Origin of the sequence: Variovorax paradoxus (genome assembly GCF_009498455.1) — a bacterium.
Lineage (GTDB): Bacteria > Pseudomonadota > Gammaproteobacteria > Burkholderiales > Burkholderiaceae_C > Variovorax > Variovorax paradoxus_H.
In genome coordinates this window covers 668,422-683,763 of the sequence record NZ_CP045644.1, presented here as the reverse complement: position 1 = coordinate 683,763, position 15,342 = coordinate 668,422, and the positions used below count along the sequence as shown (strand labels likewise).

12 protein-coding genes are annotated in these 15,342 nt (G+C 69.7%); 4 read left to right on the top strand and 8 right to left on the bottom strand.

What is annotated here, in order from left to right; all coding sequences use genetic code 11:
- Nucleotides 1–5 precede the first annotated feature (5 nt).
- Nucleotides 6–1,046, bottom strand: coding sequence for a LacI family DNA-binding transcriptional regulator (locus GFK26_RS03070; protein WP_153280792.1), 1,041 nt, complete (start codon nucleotides 1,044–1,046; stop codon nucleotides 6–8).
- Between the two features lie 240 nt (nucleotides 1,047–1,286).
- On the opposite strand from GFK26_RS03070, the gene GFK26_RS03065 reads away from it, so the two are divergent.
- Genes GFK26_RS03065 through GFK26_RS03055 form a run of 3 tightly spaced genes read left to right on the top strand, consistent with a single transcriptional unit; the run spans nucleotide 1,287 to nucleotide 4,750 of the window.
- Entirely contained in the window at nucleotides 1,287–2,582 is a 1,296-nt protein-coding gene (locus tag GFK26_RS03065; RefSeq protein ID WP_153285838.1) for a uracil-xanthine permease family protein, read from the top strand.
- Nucleotides 2,583–2,627: 45 nt separating this feature from the next.
- The gene (locus tag GFK26_RS03060; RefSeq protein WP_153280791.1) at nucleotides 2,628–4,040 is read left to right on the top strand and encodes an amidohydrolase family protein; all 1,413 of its coding nucleotides are present in this window, start codon (nucleotides 2,628–2,630) and stop codon (nucleotides 4,038–4,040) included.
- Complete coding sequence (locus GFK26_RS03055) at nucleotides 4,037–4,750, top strand: sulfite exporter TauE/SafE family protein (RefSeq protein WP_099794898.1); 714 nt, start codon at nucleotides 4,037–4,039, stop codon at nucleotides 4,748–4,750. Before GFK26_RS03060 ends, GFK26_RS03055 begins: the two co-directional genes overlap by 4 nt.
- Here the strand turns inward: GFK26_RS03055 and GFK26_RS03050 are convergent.
- Both GFK26_RS03050 and GFK26_RS03045 read right to left on the bottom strand, forming a co-directional pair.
- Nucleotides 4,742–5,341 (bottom strand): GNAT family N-acetyltransferase, encoded by a 600-nt coding sequence (locus tag GFK26_RS03050; RefSeq protein ID WP_153280790.1) that lies wholly within the window; start codon nucleotides 5,339–5,341, stop codon nucleotides 4,742–4,744. The two genes, GFK26_RS03055 and GFK26_RS03050, sit on opposite strands and share 9 nt — an antisense overlap.
- 19 nt (nucleotides 5,342–5,360) lie before the next feature.
- On the bottom strand, nucleotides 5,361–6,371 hold the full coding sequence (locus GFK26_RS03045) for a zinc-binding alcohol dehydrogenase family protein (protein ID WP_153280789.1): 1,011 nt from the start codon (nucleotides 6,369–6,371) through the stop codon (nucleotides 5,361–5,363).
- An 85-nt stretch (nucleotides 6,372–6,456) separates the two neighbouring features.
- On the opposite strand from GFK26_RS03045, the gene GFK26_RS03040 reads away from it, so the two are divergent.
- The gene (locus GFK26_RS03040) at nucleotides 6,457–7,365 is read left to right on the top strand and encodes a LysR family transcriptional regulator (RefSeq protein WP_153280788.1); all 909 of its coding nucleotides are present in this window, start codon (nucleotides 6,457–6,459) and stop codon (nucleotides 7,363–7,365) included.
- Between the two features lie 432 nt (nucleotides 7,366–7,797).
- Here GFK26_RS03040 and GFK26_RS03035 read toward each other — a convergent pair whose 3' ends face one another.
- The 5 genes from GFK26_RS03035 to pgaA form a co-directional block, all read right to left on the bottom strand.
- Complete coding sequence (locus tag GFK26_RS03035; protein ID WP_153280787.1) at nucleotides 7,798–8,595, bottom strand: SDR family oxidoreductase; 798 nt, start codon at nucleotides 8,593–8,595, stop codon at nucleotides 7,798–7,800.
- 133 nt (nucleotides 8,596–8,728) lie between these two features.
- Nucleotides 8,729–9,220 carry a poly-beta-1,6-N-acetyl-D-glucosamine biosynthesis protein PgaD gene (pgaD, locus tag GFK26_RS03030; protein WP_228121881.1) on the bottom strand — a complete coding sequence of 164 codons (492 nt, stop codon included), beginning with the start codon at nucleotides 9,218–9,220 and terminating at the stop codon, nucleotides 8,729–8,731.
- 70 nt (nucleotides 9,221–9,290) lie between these two features.
- Nucleotides 9,291–10,571: a poly-beta-1,6-N-acetyl-D-glucosamine synthase gene (gene pgaC / locus GFK26_RS03025; protein ID WP_153280785.1), complete on the bottom strand. Its 1,281-nt coding sequence runs from the start codon at nucleotides 10,569–10,571 to the stop codon at nucleotides 9,291–9,293.
- A complete protein-coding gene (gene pgaB, locus GFK26_RS03020) occupies nucleotides 10,568–12,631 on the bottom strand; it encodes a poly-beta-1,6-N-acetyl-D-glucosamine N-deacetylase PgaB (protein WP_153280784.1) in 2,064 nt (687 codons plus the stop codon). Before pgaB ends, pgaC begins: the two co-directional genes overlap by 4 nt.
- A gap of 8 nt (nucleotides 12,632–12,639) precedes the next feature.
- Nucleotides 12,640–15,276, bottom strand: a complete 2,637-nt coding sequence (pgaA, locus tag GFK26_RS03015) for a poly-beta-1,6 N-acetyl-D-glucosamine export porin PgaA (protein ID WP_153280783.1) — start codon at nucleotides 15,274–15,276, stop codon at nucleotides 12,640–12,642.
- Nucleotides 15,277–15,342 lie beyond the last annotated feature (66 nt).

Here is a 15,342-nt window from a genome sequence, read left to right as displayed (position 1 = left end):
CGCGATCAGCGCTGGCGTGCCGACGACAAGCGCGGCACCAACTGGGCCGCCGGCCCCTCGACGCGGCGCCGGCTGGTGTCGCCGCGCAGGTGGTCGAACAGCAGCGCAATCGCCTGCTGCGCGACCTCGTCCAGGTGCAGGTCGACGGCCGTGAGCGGCGGCACGCAGGTGCGGGCGCGCAGGCCGTCGTAGCGCGTGACGACCATCACGTCGTCGGGAATGCGCCGGCCCGATTCGACAACCGCTGCCACCGCGCCCGAGGCGAAGGCGTCGACCGGCACGCAGAAGGCGTCGATGTCGGGGTGCGCCGCCAGCAGCGCCAGCGCGGCCTGCCGGCCGCCGTTTTCGCCCTCGGCCTCGTCGACCAGCGACAGCAGCGGCGCCTGCCCGTGTGCGGCGGCGAAGGCCTGGTAGGCCGCCTGGCCTTCCACATACGAGTTGCGCGCGGCCGAGCCGAGGATCATCGCGACCTTGCGCGCGCCCTGGTCGTGCAGGTGGTCGAGCAGCAGGCGCGTGGTCTGGCCCGAGTGAATGTCGACATAGGGCGGCATCGCCGGCCCGTCGGCCGCTTCTTCGGCGGGCTTGCCGATGGCCACCACCGGCAGACCGCGCCGCAGCAGGTACGCCAGGTTGGGGTCGCCCGCCGAGGGCTCGATGACCAGTGCGCCATCGACGTCGAGCAGCTCCATCGGCACGCGCCCGGTTTCCATGGGCGGCGCCAGCACCAGCGCCAGGCGGCGGTCGAGCGCCGCCGCTGCCGCTACGGCCGCCACTTCCATCAGGAAGCCGAGGCGCGACGGGCCGCCGGCCACGGCGAACGGCATCGACGACAGCAGCACGATCATGTGCGCCTCGCCCGTGCGCAGCCGCTGCGCATTGCGGTTGGGCCGGTAGCCCAGCTTCAGCGCCGCCTGCTCGACGCGCGCGCGCGTTTCGGCATCGACCTGGCCCCGGGCGTTGAGTGCGTGCGAGACGGTGGTCGGCGACACGCCCGCTTCGCGCGCCACGTCCTTGATGTTTGCCCGCGGCGATGGATTGGTGCTCATCCCGTTGACCTTTTCGAAAAGCGGTGATTCAATTCCCAAATCGTTTTGGGGCTCGCTGCCACGGAATGTACTTCACCCGCTTCGGCGGCTTTTTTTGCCAGCGCGCCCAAATCGATTTGGGCGCGGTCCCGGTTCAAGGATTCCATGATGTCCCGTGTTCCCGATGCCTCTGCTGTGCCTTCTGTCGTGCCTGTCGGCACGCCCTCCGCAACCACCGCCACGATTGCCCCAGTCGACGCGATGCTGCCCTTGTCGCAACTGCTCCTGTTCGGCCTGCAGCACGTGCTGGTGATGGCGGCCGTGCCCATCACGTCCGTGTTCCTCGTGGCCAAGGCGCTGGGGCTGGACTCCGCGCTCACGGTCAACCTGATCAGCGCCACCTTTTTGCTGTGCGGCGTGGGCACCTTGCTGCAGTCGTTCGGGCCGTGGAAGTTCGGCGCGCGCCTGCCGTTCGTGATGGTGCCGGGCGGTGCGCCCATCGTGATGTTCGTGACCATCGCCCAGCAGCGCGACCTGCAGACCGCCTCGGGCGCGGTGATCCTCACGGCGCTGTTCTACTTTCTGGTGCTGCCGGTGTTCGCGCGCTGCCTGCGCTTCTTTCCGAAGATCGTCATCGGCACCTTGCTGCTGCTGGTGTCGATCAACCTCGTGAAGGTGTACGGCGGCATCATCGCGGGCAAGGCCGGCACGTCCACGTTTGCCGACCCGGTGAACATCGGGCTGGCACTCGCGACCATCGGCTTCACCGTGCTGTTCGCGCGTGTGTTCAAGGGCACGCTCGGCCAGCTCGCGGTGCTGCTGGGCCTGCTGGCCGGCACGGTGCTGGCCGCGGCGTGCGGGCTGATGGACTTCAGCGGCGTGGCGGCCGGGCCCTTCTGGAGCGCGCCGACGCTGCTGCCCTTCGGCATGCCGCGCTTCGACCTGGTGGCGGCCGTGCCGCTCCTGATCTTCAGCATCATCTCGATGGTCGAGGCCACGGGGCAGACCGTGGCGGTGGCCGACGTGGTGGGCCGCAAGATCGACCCGCGCGACGTGGTGCCGCGCACCATCCGCGGCGACGCGCTGGTGTCGCTGGCAGGCGGCTTCTTCGGCACCTCGATGATCATCACCAGCGGTGAGAACATCGGCATCGTGCGCGCCACCAACGTGCGCTCGCGCTACGTGACGGCGGCCGCGGGCGTGATCCTGGTCCTCATCGCGCTGTCGGCGCCGCTGGGCCGGCTGGCCAGCGCCATTCCTTCGGCCGTGGTCGGCGGCACCGCGATGGTGGTGTTCGCGATCATCGGCACCATGGGCATCGACATGCTGCGCAAGGTCGACCTGCACGAGCGCGGCAACATGTTCGTGCTGGCCGGCGCACTGACCATGGGCCTGCTGCCCATCGTCGTGCCGGGCCTGTACAGCCGCTTTCCCGACACGCTGCAGCTGGTGCTGGGCAACGGCCTGGCCATGGGCTCGCTCACCGCGGTGGTGCTCAACCTGGTGTTCAACCGCGTGCAGGCCGACAGCCCGGCCATCGCACCTGCGCCGCAATGAGCGCCGCGCGCCTCTCCCTTTCCTTTCCTGCTCTCTCTTTTCACCATGTCTCCTGAACTCGATGCCGCGCTCTTCGCGGCCGACGAGCTGCTGCTCGTTCCCGACCACCTGATGCTGCGCGACGGCCCCGCCACCGGCCATGCCGTGCGCATCGAAGGCGGCCGCTTTCGCGATGTCGGCCCCGCCGACGCGCTCATCGCCCGCCACCCGCATCTCACGCCGCGGCACCTGCCCGGCAAGCTGCTGATGCCCGGCATGATCGATGCGCACCACCACCTCACGCAGTCTTTCGGCAAGTCGCTGGCCTATGGCGAGCCGTCGGAAATCTTCCGGCGCGTGTGGGTGCCGCTCGAGTCGAGCCTGGACGACGAGTTCGTCTACATGGCCTCCAAGCTCGCGGCGCTCGAATCGCTGCGCGGCGGCTTCACCACCGTGTGCGACGCGGGCACGCGCGCGCCGGGCGACATCGGCGCCGTGGCCGCGGCCGTGAAGGAAGCCGGGCTGCGCTGCGTGCTGGGCCTGATCTGCAACGACGGCGGCAACGACAGCACCGCCGCTGAGCGCCAGGCCATCCAGTCGCACGCCGCGCAGTTCCTGCAGCAGTGGTCGGGTGCGGAACTGGTGCATCCCTCGCTCGCCATCTCGGTGCCCGAAGCGGCCTCCGACGAGATGCTGGTTGCCGTGTCGGCCTTGTGCGCCGAAGCGCGCACCGTGTTCCAGACGCACGTCAACGAGCACCTCGCCTCGGTCGAGCGCTCGGTGGTGCAGCGCGGCAAGCGGCCGCTGGAGCTGCTGGCGCACCTGGGCGCGCTGGGTCCGCAGGTGCTCATTGCGCACGGCACGCTGGTCACGCCGTCGGAACTCATGGTGCTGCGCGACACCGACACCGCCGTGAGCTACAACCCCGTCGCCAGCCAGTGGAAGGGCAACGCCGTGGCGCCCGCGAACCTGATGGCCGCGCTGGGCATCCGCTTCGGTCTGGGCACCGACGCCACGCGCAGCGACGCCTTCCGCCTGATGGACGCGGCCGAAGCCGCGCAGAAGCTGGCCTTCGGCATGGCCATCGGCGATGCGTCGAGCGGCGGCGGCTGGACCTGGTTCGACCACGCGACGCACGAAGGCGCGCGTGCCGTGGGCCTGGGCCACCTCACGGGCGAGATCGCCGTGGGCAAGGCGGCCGATTTCCTCATCGTCGATGTCGACACACCCGAGATGTGCACCTCGGTCGATCTCACGTGGGACCTCGTGCGCCTGGGCAACCGCGACCAGATCGTGGCCGTGTTCGTCGACGGACGCCTGCGCCTGTGGGAAGGCTGGCCGCCCGACTGGGACGCACGCGCGCTGCAGCGGCAGCTCGCACACGTCGCCCACGCGGCGATGGACCGCGCGCCCATCGTGCGGCTGCATCCGCCTGCGGCCGCGCACCGCCGCCTGGCCACGGAGCGGCATTCGCAGTGAGCGCGCAGCACCTCTTTCTCGTCTCCATCGCCGTGCTGATCGCCGCCTTCGTGCAGGGCGCGACCGGCGTCGGCTTTGCGCTCATCGCCGCGCCGGTGATCGGCATCGTGCGCCCCGACCTGCTGCCCGTGTGTGTGCTGGTGCTGATGCTGCCGCTGAACTTCTACGTGATGTGGCGCGAGCGTGGCGCCATCGACCGCACCGGCGCCAGCTGGATCACCGGCGGGCGCCTGCTCGGCACCGTCGGCGGCCTCTGGGTGCTGGCGGCGCTGAGTGCGAGCCACCTGTCGCTGTTCGTCGGCGCATCGACCATCGCGGCGGCGCTCGTCACGTTGATGATGCCGGCCTTCTCGCCGGGCCGCACCGCCTTCGTGGCGGCGGGGCTCGTCACCGGCGTCACCGAAACCGCGACCGGCATCGGCGGGCCGCCGCTGGCGCTGGTCTACCAGCACCAGCCGGCGCCCACCATGCGCTCGACGATTGCGCTGTGCTTCCTGGTGGGCGAGCTGGTGTCCCTGGCCACGCTGATGGTGGCGGGGCGCATCGACGGTTCACAGCTCTATGCCGCGGCCTTGCTGTTGCCCGCGCTCGTCGTGGGCGCGGTGCTCAGCCGCGTGGTGCATCGCCGCATCAACGGTCGCGTGCTTCGGATCTTCGTGCAGGTCTTTGCGATCGTCTCGGGCGCCGCGCTGCTGTTGCATTCATTCTGAAGCGCTGCGCGTGGCCTGCCATGCCGCGCGGCCGATGCGGAACAGCCGGTGGCCGCGCAGCACATGGCCTTCGGGCACCGCAGGGTGGTCGAAGGCGCCGGCCACGTCCTCGTGCATGCCGAGGCGCGTCATCACCGCGGCGGAGCGCACGTTGCCTTCGGCAGTGAACGCCACGATCTCGTTGAGCCCGAGTTGTGCGAACCCGACCTGCAGCGCACCGCGCGCCGCCTCGGTCGCGAAGCCCTGGCCCCAGCTGGCGCGCGCAAGGCGCCAGCCGATCTCGACGCAGGGCGAGAAAGGCAGCGTGGCCATCGGCACGTTCAGGCCGGTGAAGCCGATGAACTCGCCCGTGTCCTTGCGCTCGACGGCCCAGAAGCCCCAGCCGTTCTGAGCGACGAGCGCCCGGGCACGGTTGGCCGCTGCGTCGCTCTCGGCGCGCGTGGGCAAGGGCAGCAGGAACTCCATCACCTGCGGGTCGCAGGCCAGCGCGAAAAATGGCGCGAGATCGCTCTCGCGCCATTGGCGCACCCGCAGGCGCGGGGTGTCGAATTCGATGAGGTGGGGCGGGGTGGGTGTGCTTTCGTCGGTCATGCGACCGATTGTGCGCAGATCAGAACCCGGCCAGCACCACCTTGCCCTGCGCCTTGCCGCTTTCGATGAGCGCATGCGCCTTCTTGAGGTTCGCGGCGTTGATGGTGCCGAAGCTCGCATTCGCCGTCGTGCGGATGCGGCCCGCGTCGACCAGCGCGGCCACTTCGGCGAGCAGCTTGCCCTGCTCGGCGATGTCGGGCGTGGTGAAGCGCGAGCGCGCGAACATCATTTCCCAGTGCAGCGAAATGCACTTGGTCTTCAGCGGCATCGCGTCGAGCACCTTCATGTCGTCGATCACCGCGAGCTGGCCCTGGGGCTTGAGGCTCTCGATGATCTGCGCGTAGTGCTGGTCGGTCTGCGTGAGGCTGGCGACCATGTCGACCTCGTCGATGCCCGCGGCCGTGAGTTCGGCGGTGAGCGGCTTCGAGTGGTCGATGACGACGTGCGCGCCCAGTGCCAGGCACCATGCGCGCGTTTCGGGGCGCGAGGCGGTGGCGACGACACGCAGCTTCGTGAGTTGGCGTGCGAGCTGGATGAGGATGGAGCCCACGCCGCCCGCGCCGCCGGTGATCAGCAAGGTCTGGCCTTCGCCGCCGTCCTTGGGCACTTGCAGGCGGTCGAACAGCAGTTCGTAGGCGGTGATGGTGGTCAGCGGCAGTGCGGCGGCCTGGGCGTCGTCGAGGGTCTTGGGTGCGAGCGCGGCGATGCGCTCGTCGACCGCGTGCAGCTCCGAATTGGCGCCGGGGCGAATGATCGAGCCGGCGTAGTACACGCGGTCGCCGACCTTGAAGTTCTGCACGCCGCTGCCGATGGCCTCGACGGTGCCGACCGCGTCCCAGCCCAGCACCTTGGCCTGGCCGGCTTCGGGGGCGGCGTTCTTGCGGACCTTGGTGTCGACGGGGTTGACCGACACGGCCTTCACGCGCACCAGCAGGTCGCGCGCGCCGGGCACGGGGGCGGGGAGTTCGATGTCCTGCAGCGACTCAGCGTGGTCGATGGGAAGAGGCTGGTAGTAGCCGATGGCTTTCATGGGAGGGACCTTTCTGGAACGATGGCTCGACTGTAGGATGGCAACGGCCATTTGATAAGCCGGCGCGGAACAGCAACACCTTCAAATGAAAATTGAAAATACCTCGGACCTGCGCGTGCTCGTGCAGACGGCGCGTGGGGGCACGCTCACGGCGGCGGCGCACGCGCTGGGCATCACGCCGGCGGCAGCCAGTGCCACGCTCAAACGGCTGGAGACGCAGCTTGGCGCGCGGCTGTTCGAGCGGTCGACGCGGGCGATGCGCCTGACGCCGCAGGGGCAGACGCTGCTCGACTACGCGGTGCGGGCTTTCGAACTGCTGGATGAGGGCGAGTCGCTGGTCACTGCGGATCGCGGCGAGTTGGTCGGCACCTTGCGCGTGGCTGCGCCGTCGGACCTGACGCGCAGCACGCTGCTGCCTTGGTTCGATGAATTCCTGGCGCTGCATGGCGGGGTGCAGCTGTCGCTCTCTGTCGGGGATCGTCCGCTGGACGTGATGCGTGACGAGGTCGATGTGGCGCTGCGTTATGGGGCACTCGCCGATTCGCGGTTGGTGGCGCGGGCGTTTGCGATGACGAATCCGCTGCTGACGGCATCGCCCGACTATCTGCGGCGGCATCCTGCGCCGAAGGTGCCGCAAGACCTGGTGCATCACAACTGCCTGACTTTCAACCGCGGCGGGCGGCGGCATCGCGTCTGGCGATTTGCGCAGCACGGGCAGTGGACGGAAGTGCGGGTGAATGGGAATCGCAGTGTGGACGATGCGTCGCTGGCGAGGGAGTGGGCGGTGGCGGGGTATGGCGTCACGTTGAAGTCGGCGCTGGATGTGCGGGATGACATTCGCAGCGGGCGGCTGGTGCATCTGATGGCGGATTGGGAGACGGAGCCTTATCCGCTGCATGCGTTGCTGCCTAGTGGGAGGTTTGTGCCGGCTCGGGTTCGTGGATTTGTGGATTTTTTGGCTTTGAAGTTCGAGGGGTTGTTGGCTGAGGTTTGAGGCGGCTGGCCGGGACTCGCCCCGGCGGGCGACTCACTTTCTTTGCTTCGCCAAAGAAAGTAAGCAAAGAAAGGCGACCCCACTGTCCGCGTCCCTCCGCTTCGCTGCGGGCAACCTGCGGTGCTCACGTTTCGCGGGGTCTTGCAGAACTCGCCTGCGGCTCAAACAGCTGCAAGCCCTGATCCGCGAAACGCTCCGCTCCTCGGCGCGGCCAGAGGGGAGGGGAGTATTCGGGCCATCGCTTCGCTCGGCCTGGGAGATCGCATCACTGCGTTCGCTCCCACGGATTTACTTTCCGGATTCGCGTTGCCGATTGGCTTCCCATACTTGTTCTCCGGACCCGCTCCCCGGATTTACTCCCTCTCCCTCTGGGAGAGGGTTGGGGTGAGGGCAGCAGCGTTCGAAACCGCCATTGCCCTAGCTACCGTCATCTCAAATCATCGGCGTCACCGCCCCATCCATCGCCACGATCGCCCCCGTCACATAACTCGCCTTCGCCGACGCCAGGAACAGCACGGTGTTCGCCACTTCCTCCGGCGTCGCAATGCGCCCCAGCGGCAAGCGCGCCGTCGCACGTTCCAGCGCCTCATCCGTGCCGATCCCTGCCAGCTTCGCATCGGCCTTCATCCCTTCCTGCAGCCGCGCGGTCAGCGTGAGCCCAGGGTTCACCGCGTTCACGCGCACGCCCTTCGCCGCATAGGCCGCAGCCATGCCCGCACTCACCAGCATCAGCGCCGCATTGGCCGCGCCGCCCGCCATGTGCACCGGGCTCGCGACCTTGCCGCCCTGGCCGATCACGTTGACGATCGCGCCGCGGCCGCGCGTGCCCATGCGCTTCACGACCGGGTCGATCATGTGGATGTAGGTGAAGTACTTGGCATCCATCGCGTCGTGCCACGCGGCAGGCGTGAGCTCGTCGGGCGGGGTGCGGCGCGCGGCGCCGGCCGAATTGACGAGCACGTCGACGGGGCCGAAGGTTTGTTCGGCGGCGTCGAGTGCGGCGACGGCACTGGCGGGGTCTTTCAGGTCGGCGGCATGCAGGGAGACGCGGCCTTCGGCCTGCGGGAACGCGGCGATGAGCGACTGCTGGCCCTGTTGCAGGTTCTGCAGATCGCGCGAGACCAGGCTCACGCGCGCGCCTTCGCGCAGGAAGCCCAGCGCGCAGGCCAGGCCGATGCCCTTGCTGCCGCCGGTGATGAGAACGTGCTGGTCCTGGAGCTGGAGGTCCATGTCGGGGTTCCTTGAGGGAAGAAGGGGATTCGATCGCGGCGCTGCTGTCGCCACCGCCGCAATTGAATCACCGCCCCGAAATTTCTGCAGCGACACGGCCGAAAGGCCGCGTCGGTTTCCCTCGCCCTGCGCTTCAGGCCTTGCGGCGCTTCGCCGGTGCTGTTACTTCTTCTTCCAGCGCGGCCGGCGCGGTGTCGGTGGCGTCGCGCAGTTGGCCGTGGGTGTCGTGGTGCGCCAGCAGCTGGCGCGTGCGTTGCCAGGTCGACAGGCGCGCGGGCGCGACTTCGATGTAAGAGGCCAGCGCGAACAGCGACGACTGCTCTTTTTCCGGCGGGGTTTCGCGCCCGTGCTGGCGGCGGCGCAGCGGGCCCATGACCAGCATCGAGGCGAGGATCACGCCGATGACGATGGCGTACAGGCCCAGCAGGTGCAGCACCTCGGGCTGGGAGCGCGCGCCCATCACGTAGGGCCAGGCGTACCAGATGGCGCAGAACCAGATCGCGACGGTGATCGCGGGGCGCAGCACGCGCAGCCACAGGTACATGGCCAGGGTGCGCGCCGGCGAGCGGCCGTTGCCGAAGGCGTGCAGCGGGATGCGCGCGGCGTCGATGATGGGTTCGTCCATCGCGGGTTGGCCCCACGAACGGGTGCGGGGCGGCGGGGCTTCGTGGAGCGCCGGCGAAGAAAGCGGGTTCTCAGGATGCATCGGAAGAAACTCCTCGGTCAGGGCTCGTCCACACCGCGCGCTTGCCGCGTCGGCGTATCAGGGCTTGGGGAAGGGCGACCACCGTGGTGGCCATCGTGATCGTCCAGAACGCGATCGGGTACCAGATCGTTCCGGCGAAATAGCGCAGGAGGTCGCGGTCGTAGCGACGGTCGATCCACAGGCTCAGCAGCATCTGCAGGATGCAGGTCATGGCCAGCAGCGTGCCCTGCCAGTGCGGCAGCAATGCCGAATGCCAGGCCGATTCCTGCGGCAGGAAGGGGCGGATGAAGCTGATCAACAGCACGAGCGCCATCGCATAGGCCCACACCACGCTCACCATGTACTCGCTGTAGATGAGCCACAGGCGCCAGCTGCGCAGGCGCAGGATGGACGGCGTGATGCGCAGCATGGTCTGGATGCCGCCGACGGCCCAGCGCAGGCGCTGCTTCCACAGGCCGCGCAGCGTTTCGGGCATGAGGATCCAGCACAGCGCGCGCGGCTCGAAGCGCAGGTGCCAGCCGGCGAGCTGGAGCTTCCAGCTCATGTCGATGTCCTCGGTGAGCACGTCGGGGCTCCAGAAGCCCACCTCGAGCACGGCGCGGCGGCGGAACATGGCGAGCACGCCCGACACCGTGAACAGCGTGCCGATGAGCTGCTGCGAACGCTTGATGAGGCCGATGATCGACGAGAACTCGCCCACCTGCATGCGCCCCAGCAGCGTGGTGCGCGTGCGGATGCGCGGGTTGCCGGTGACGGCGCCGATGCGGTCCGAGGCCAGCATGCGCTTGAGCATCCACGCAATGGCGTTCGGGTCGACCAGCGCATCGCCGTCGATGCCCAGGATGTACTCGCCGCGCGCCAGCTGGCAGGCGGTGTTCAGGCCCACGGCCTTGCCCTGGTTGCTGGCGTTGTGGATCACGCGCAGGCGGCTGAACTCTTGCGTCATCTGGTCGAGCAGCTCGCCGGTGCCGTCGGTGCTGCCGTCGTTGACGGCGATCACCTCGTAGTTCGGGTAGTGCGTGCGCATGAGCTGCTCGATCACTTCGCGCAGGTGCGGCGCTTCGTTGAAGCAGGGCACGACCACGGTCACGAGCGGCTGCGAGGGCAGCAGCGGCAGCGGGTCGATCTCGACGTCGCGCTTGCGCTCGAACGACCACGCATGCGAAAGGCCGCCGGCAATCCACACCCACGCCATGAAGAACGGGTAGTAGAAGACGAAGCCGAAGAGCACCGGCGGAATCAGGTCCACCAGCATCTGGAGCGTGTTCATCGGGGCTTTCCTTCAGATGGCAGGGTCGCGGCGGTGCCGGCACGAAGAGGTGCGCGCGACAGCAGCGAGCGCACCGAGATCGCGCGGCGCACGGTCTCCAGCGAGGGCTGGTTGTTCAGGAAATCGTCGGGGTAGTAGCCCAGGTGGCGCACGCCGGCACGCTGCAGCAAGGTCCACTGGCGCGTGAGCTCGGCGTCGGGCACGGGCTTGCCGGTGCGCCAGTCGCGCGCCTGCAGTTCGAACACGGTGCGGTCCAGGCCATGCGGCGTGGCGGCTGCGCGCTGCGCGAGGCGGGCCAGCCACGCGTCGCTGTCGGCCGGGGTGCGGGCCTCCTGCTCCATGCGCGGCATGGCCATCAGGCCGACGTAGTCGTAGGCGGCGAGCGAGGCTTCGTAGTTCTGCGCGAACCACTGCTCGGCCTGCGGCTCCAGCACCGGCCGCGCGTAGAGGTTGCGCGCGGTTTCCAGCGCAGGGCGCCAGGTGCCCACGCGCGCCGCGAGTTCCTGCGTGAATTCGATCAGGTGGCGGGTCTTGGCCGTGGTCCAGCGTGCCATGAGCGCGGGGTCGGCGCGCAGCGCGGCCACGTCGGCCGGCAGGCCCCAGCGGCGGTAAGTGTCGAGCGCGGCGGGGCTGGCATCTTCGTCGTCCGAGAGCATGGCGTCGTCGTGGAACAGCAGGCCCTCGAAGAAGGTGTGGCGGCCCAGGTCTTCGTACAGGTCGCCGACCAGCGTGCGCACGGCGGGGTCGAAGGGCGAGAGCCGGTGGTAGCGGTCGGCCGGCGCGTCGCCTTTCAGCGTGCGCACCGTGTGCGTGGCGAGCGGGTTCGACACCGGCAGCCGGTAGGCCGTGACGGGCATCCACGCGTAGACCTTCACACCGGTGCGGCTGCGCAGCTGCCAGGCGGCGCGGGCGAACAGGTCGGCGCGCATCGGCAGGTGGCGGTTGGGAAAGTACAGCGCGTCGGCCACGCCGTCGCCGTCGGGGTCGGCATAGGCCTGCAGGAACACCGAGCGCGGGCGCACGGCGGCCACACGCTCGATGAGCGCTGAGAGGTTGCGCTCCTGCTGGGCCGGGTCGGGGTCGTACACGTAGTCGAGGTCGACGTGCATCACGCGGTTGATCGGCCGCACCTCGCCGCCCACGGGGCTGCGCAGCATCTGCACGTAGTCGGGCGCCTCGTTGTCGTAGGCGGCCAGCGCGCGGCGGATGCGCGTGAGCGGAATCTCCTTCGTGTTCGCGCCGTCGTCGAGCGTGAAGGTGATCGGCATGCCCACGCGCGCCGAGGCTTCCAGCGCGGGCGTGTTGTACGCGCCGTAGGGCCACACGGTGGCGCGCACCTTGGCGCCGGTGCGCTGCTCGATGAGTTCGCGGCTGCGGCGCAGGTCGGTCTCGATGCGGCGCAGGTAGGCCGCGTCGTCTTCGTAGCGACCGGTGACCGGGTCGTAGCGGTGCGTGGCCGCGGCGGGCAGCAGGTTGCCTTGCGGGTTGGCCTGGATGCCGGTGTGCATCGCATGGGTGTGGCTCGCGAACTCGACCAGCGGCGAACGCGCCATCTCGGCGGCCTCGCGCCACAGCAGGAAGTTCTCGCGCGGCGCGGGCTTGTCGCCCCAGTGCACGGGCTGGCCTTCGGGCACTTCGAGCCAGCTCGTCACGAGCGCGAACAGCGCCGGGTAGTTGAAGCGCTTGAGCAGCGGGAACACGTGGGTGTAGGCGCTGCGGTAGCCGTCGTCGAAGGTCAGCAGCACGGGCTGCGACGGCAGCGGCTTGCCGCCGTTGCGCGCATCGATGATCTGCTGCAGGCTGACCGGGTGGTAGCCGCTGTGCTGCAGCCAGGCGAACACTTCGGCGAGCGTGCGTTCGTCGATGGCGGTTTCGTCGGGCGAGGTTTCGAAGCTGGCGCGCACGTTGGGGCGCACGTCGTGGAACGAGATCACGCGGAAGTCGACGCCGTTGTCGGGGTCGGCAGGCAGCACCGGCGCCGAAAGCGCCGGCAGTGCCGCCGCCAGCAGCAGCCCCAGCAGGGCCGTGCGCAACCAGGAGAAGAAGGTAGGGGCTTGCATCACGGACATCACTGCAGGGGCATCGAAAGGTTCAGGAACACGCCGCGCTGTTTTTCGCGCACGCCGTCGTAGGGGTGGCTGCCGTAGGTCAGGCCGTAGCGCAGCGTGAGCTTCTGGCCCAGGGCCCAGCGGTGCTCGTAGCGCAGGTTCCACAGCGGGCCGCTGCCGAAGCCGGCCTGACGGTAGCTGCCGCCGCCAAGCTCCAGCACCTGGAAGAACTGGCGGTCGTCGCTTTTCCAGGTGAGCCACTGGCCGCGCACCGACAGCTGCGCGCTGGCATCGCGCGAGGGGCTGAAATAGCGCACGTCCTGCAGGCGGCTGCGGCTGGCATCGACGCCCAGCCGCGTCTCGAGCTGGAAGCGCGGCGTGCTGACCCAGCGCTCGCGCCAGCCGAAGTCGAGGCCGTCGCGCAGGTTGCCGTCGCTGAAGTCGAGCCGGCGCCATTGCAGGTCGAAGCGGCGCGACTCGTTGACGATGTGAGCCACGCTGGCGCCGAACTCGCGCGCGCCGATGGCCTGCGCGCCGAAGGGCACGGCCCGGGCTTTCCAGGGCAGCTCCTTGCTGTCGCCGTCGTAGGTCGCCGACAGCTGCCAGGCATCGCCCGCGCGGTAGTCGACGCGGCCGGCCACGCTGCTCCGGTAGCGGCCGTTGTTCGCATGCTGCAGCACGCCTTCGGCCAGCCATCGGCCCTGCTGCCAGCTTGCGCCGAGGCCGCTGCGGGCCCACTTGGCGGTGCCTTCGGAGGTGTAGCCGCGGCCCAGCGTCTGCGCATAAAACACGCGCCACGCATCGCCGATGAGGCCGGCGCTGAGCCGGCTGTCGACGCGCCATTCGCGGCTGGCCAGCGTGCCGCCGCCGCGCGAACCTTCGGCGTCGATCTCGAGATGCGGGCCGACCAGCGAGCGGCGCTTGCGTGCCATCTCGCGCACCTCGGCGGCGTCGGGCGCGTCGGCCTCGAGCGACTCGGCGCGCAGCCGGGCCGCGCGGAATTCGTCGGCGTCGAGCAGCGCTTCGACATGGCCGGTGCGCACGCTGAGGTCGTCGGGGTGGTCGGCGCTCAGCGCCTCGAAGCGCGCCACGGCCGCCTCGGGGTGCTCGCGCAACCGCTCGGTGAGCGCGGCGCCGTAGGCGTAGCCCGCATTGAGCGGGGCTTCGTAGGTGAGCGCGTCGAAGCGCGGCTGCGCGATCTTCGGGCGATCGCCATAGAGCTGCAGCAGCGCGCTCAGGCCGCTCACTTCCGAGAACTGGTCGTTGGGGCGGCCGGCTTCCGGGGCCAGCCGCATCAGGACCGGCGTGGCGCCTTCGATGCGTTGGAGCAGGGCTTCGGCGTCGTCGAAGCGGCCCGTATCGAGGTAGGCGTAGACCAGGCCGAAATGCAGGGGGTCGGGCATCGGCAGATCGACGACCGCTTGTTCGAACAGCGGCACGGCATCGACCGAGCGGCGCTCCTGCGCCAGCGCACGGGCGGCGGTGCCGAGTGCGTAGGGCGGTAGCACGGTGGCGTCGGCACGCAGGCTGTCGTACAGCGCGATCGTGTCGGCCGGGCGGCCACGCTCCAGCAGCGCCATCATGCGGTCCGACTGCAGCCGCGTGCGCAGCGTGCGCCATGCATCGGCGTCTGGCGTGGCGGGCTGCGCGAGCGCCGCATCGACGCGGGCCAACGCGGCGGGCTGCGCGGTCAGCACCTTGTCGAGGTCGGTGACGCGGGCCGCGCCCACGCGCTGGTCGCGCGCCTTCACGGCCCATCGCAGCTGCTGCGCCAGCGCCTGTTGTTCGAGCATCGCAAGCGTGAGCGGGGCGATGCTGCCGGGCTGCTTGCGCTCGGCGGCTTGCGCGTCTTCGAACGCGGCGGTGGCGCCGCCGTACTCGGCCAGCAGGAAGTCGGCATCGCGCTGCGCATCGCGGCGATCGGGCTGCAGCGAAGTGATCTCGCTGTAAGCCGACAGCGCCTGGAACGGCTGGCCTTGCGCACGCGCCAGCGCGGCGCGCAGGTCGAGCAGCGCGACGCGGTCGGCGACCGCTGTGGGCGCGGGCTGGGCCAGCGCGCGGTAGATGGCGTGTGCGCCCGCCGTGTCGCCGCTGGCCAGTCGCCAGAAAGCTTCGTGGAGGCGCGGCTCGCGGGCCGTCGGCTGGCGCGCGCGCCAGACCTTGACCGTGTCGCCCTGCAAGGCGATGTCGCCCGTGCGCCGTGCGGCGCCGGCCAGGGGGCCGAGCGCGTAGTCGCTCAGCCCGGCGGGCGGCACCTGGCGGCCCACGGCCACCGCCTCGGCGAACCGACCGTCGGCGACCGCGATCGCGATGGCGTCGGACGCCACGCGGCGGCGCTGATCGTCGGCCAGCGGGGCAGCCAGCCATTGGCGCAGCTGCTGCAGGGCTGGGGCCGGCGCGATGCGACCGGCGCGGCGCGCGACGATCAGTGCGTCGTGCTGCGAGGCGTCATACGCCACCGCGCCGCCATGGGGGGCGACAGGCGAGGGCGCGACAGTGGAATCCGCGAAGGCGGTGCTGGTACCGAAGACCAGCACGCACACGATCGGCGGCAAACCCCGCACGGCGCGTGCGAGGCGATGAGGCAATGCCTTGAAGGGCGCGACCTTGCGCCCGGCAACGACGGTGCCTCCATTTCTTTGTGTATGGATGGACACGCAACTCCCTTTTTTGCTTGAACTTTCCTGGGCCGTGACAAGCCGTGGCGGAAAGTTCGTGAAAAG

Excerpts from the sequence above, each read along its gene's own strand:
- GFK26_RS03070 (WP_153280792.1), bottom strand. The coding sequence starts at position 1,046 with ATGAGCACCAATCCATCGCCGCGGGCAAACATCAAGGACGTGGCGCGC.
- GFK26_RS03065 (WP_153285838.1), top strand. The coding sequence starts at position 1,287 with ATGCTGCCCTTGTCGCAACTGCTCCTGTTCGGCCTGCAGCACGTGCTG.
- GFK26_RS03060 (WP_153280791.1), top strand. The coding sequence starts at position 2,628 with ATGTCTCCTGAACTCGATGCCGCGCTCTTCGCGGCCGACGAGCTGCTG.
- GFK26_RS03050 (WP_153280790.1), bottom strand. The coding sequence starts at position 5,341 with ATGACCGACGAAAGCACACCCACCCCGCCCCACCTCATCGAATTCGAC.
- GFK26_RS03045 (WP_153280789.1), bottom strand. The coding sequence starts at position 6,371 with ATGAAAGCCATCGGCTACTACCAGCCTCTTCCCATCGACCACGCTGAG.
- GFK26_RS03040 (WP_153280788.1), top strand. The coding sequence starts at position 6,457 with ATGAAAATTGAAAATACCTCGGACCTGCGCGTGCTCGTGCAGACGGCG.
- GFK26_RS03035 (WP_153280787.1), bottom strand. The coding sequence starts at position 8,595 with ATGGACCTCCAGCTCCAGGACCAGCACGTTCTCATCACCGGCGGCAGC.
- pgaD (WP_228121881.1), bottom strand. The coding sequence starts at position 9,220 with ATGGACGAACCCATCATCGACGCCGCGCGCATCCCGCTGCACGCCTTC.
- pgaC (WP_153280785.1), bottom strand. The coding sequence starts at position 10,571 with ATGAACACGCTCCAGATGCTGGTGGACCTGATTCCGCCGGTGCTCTTC.
- pgaB (WP_153280784.1), bottom strand. The coding sequence starts at position 12,631 with ATGCAAGCCCCTACCTTCTTCTCCTGGTTGCGCACGGCCCTGCTGGGG.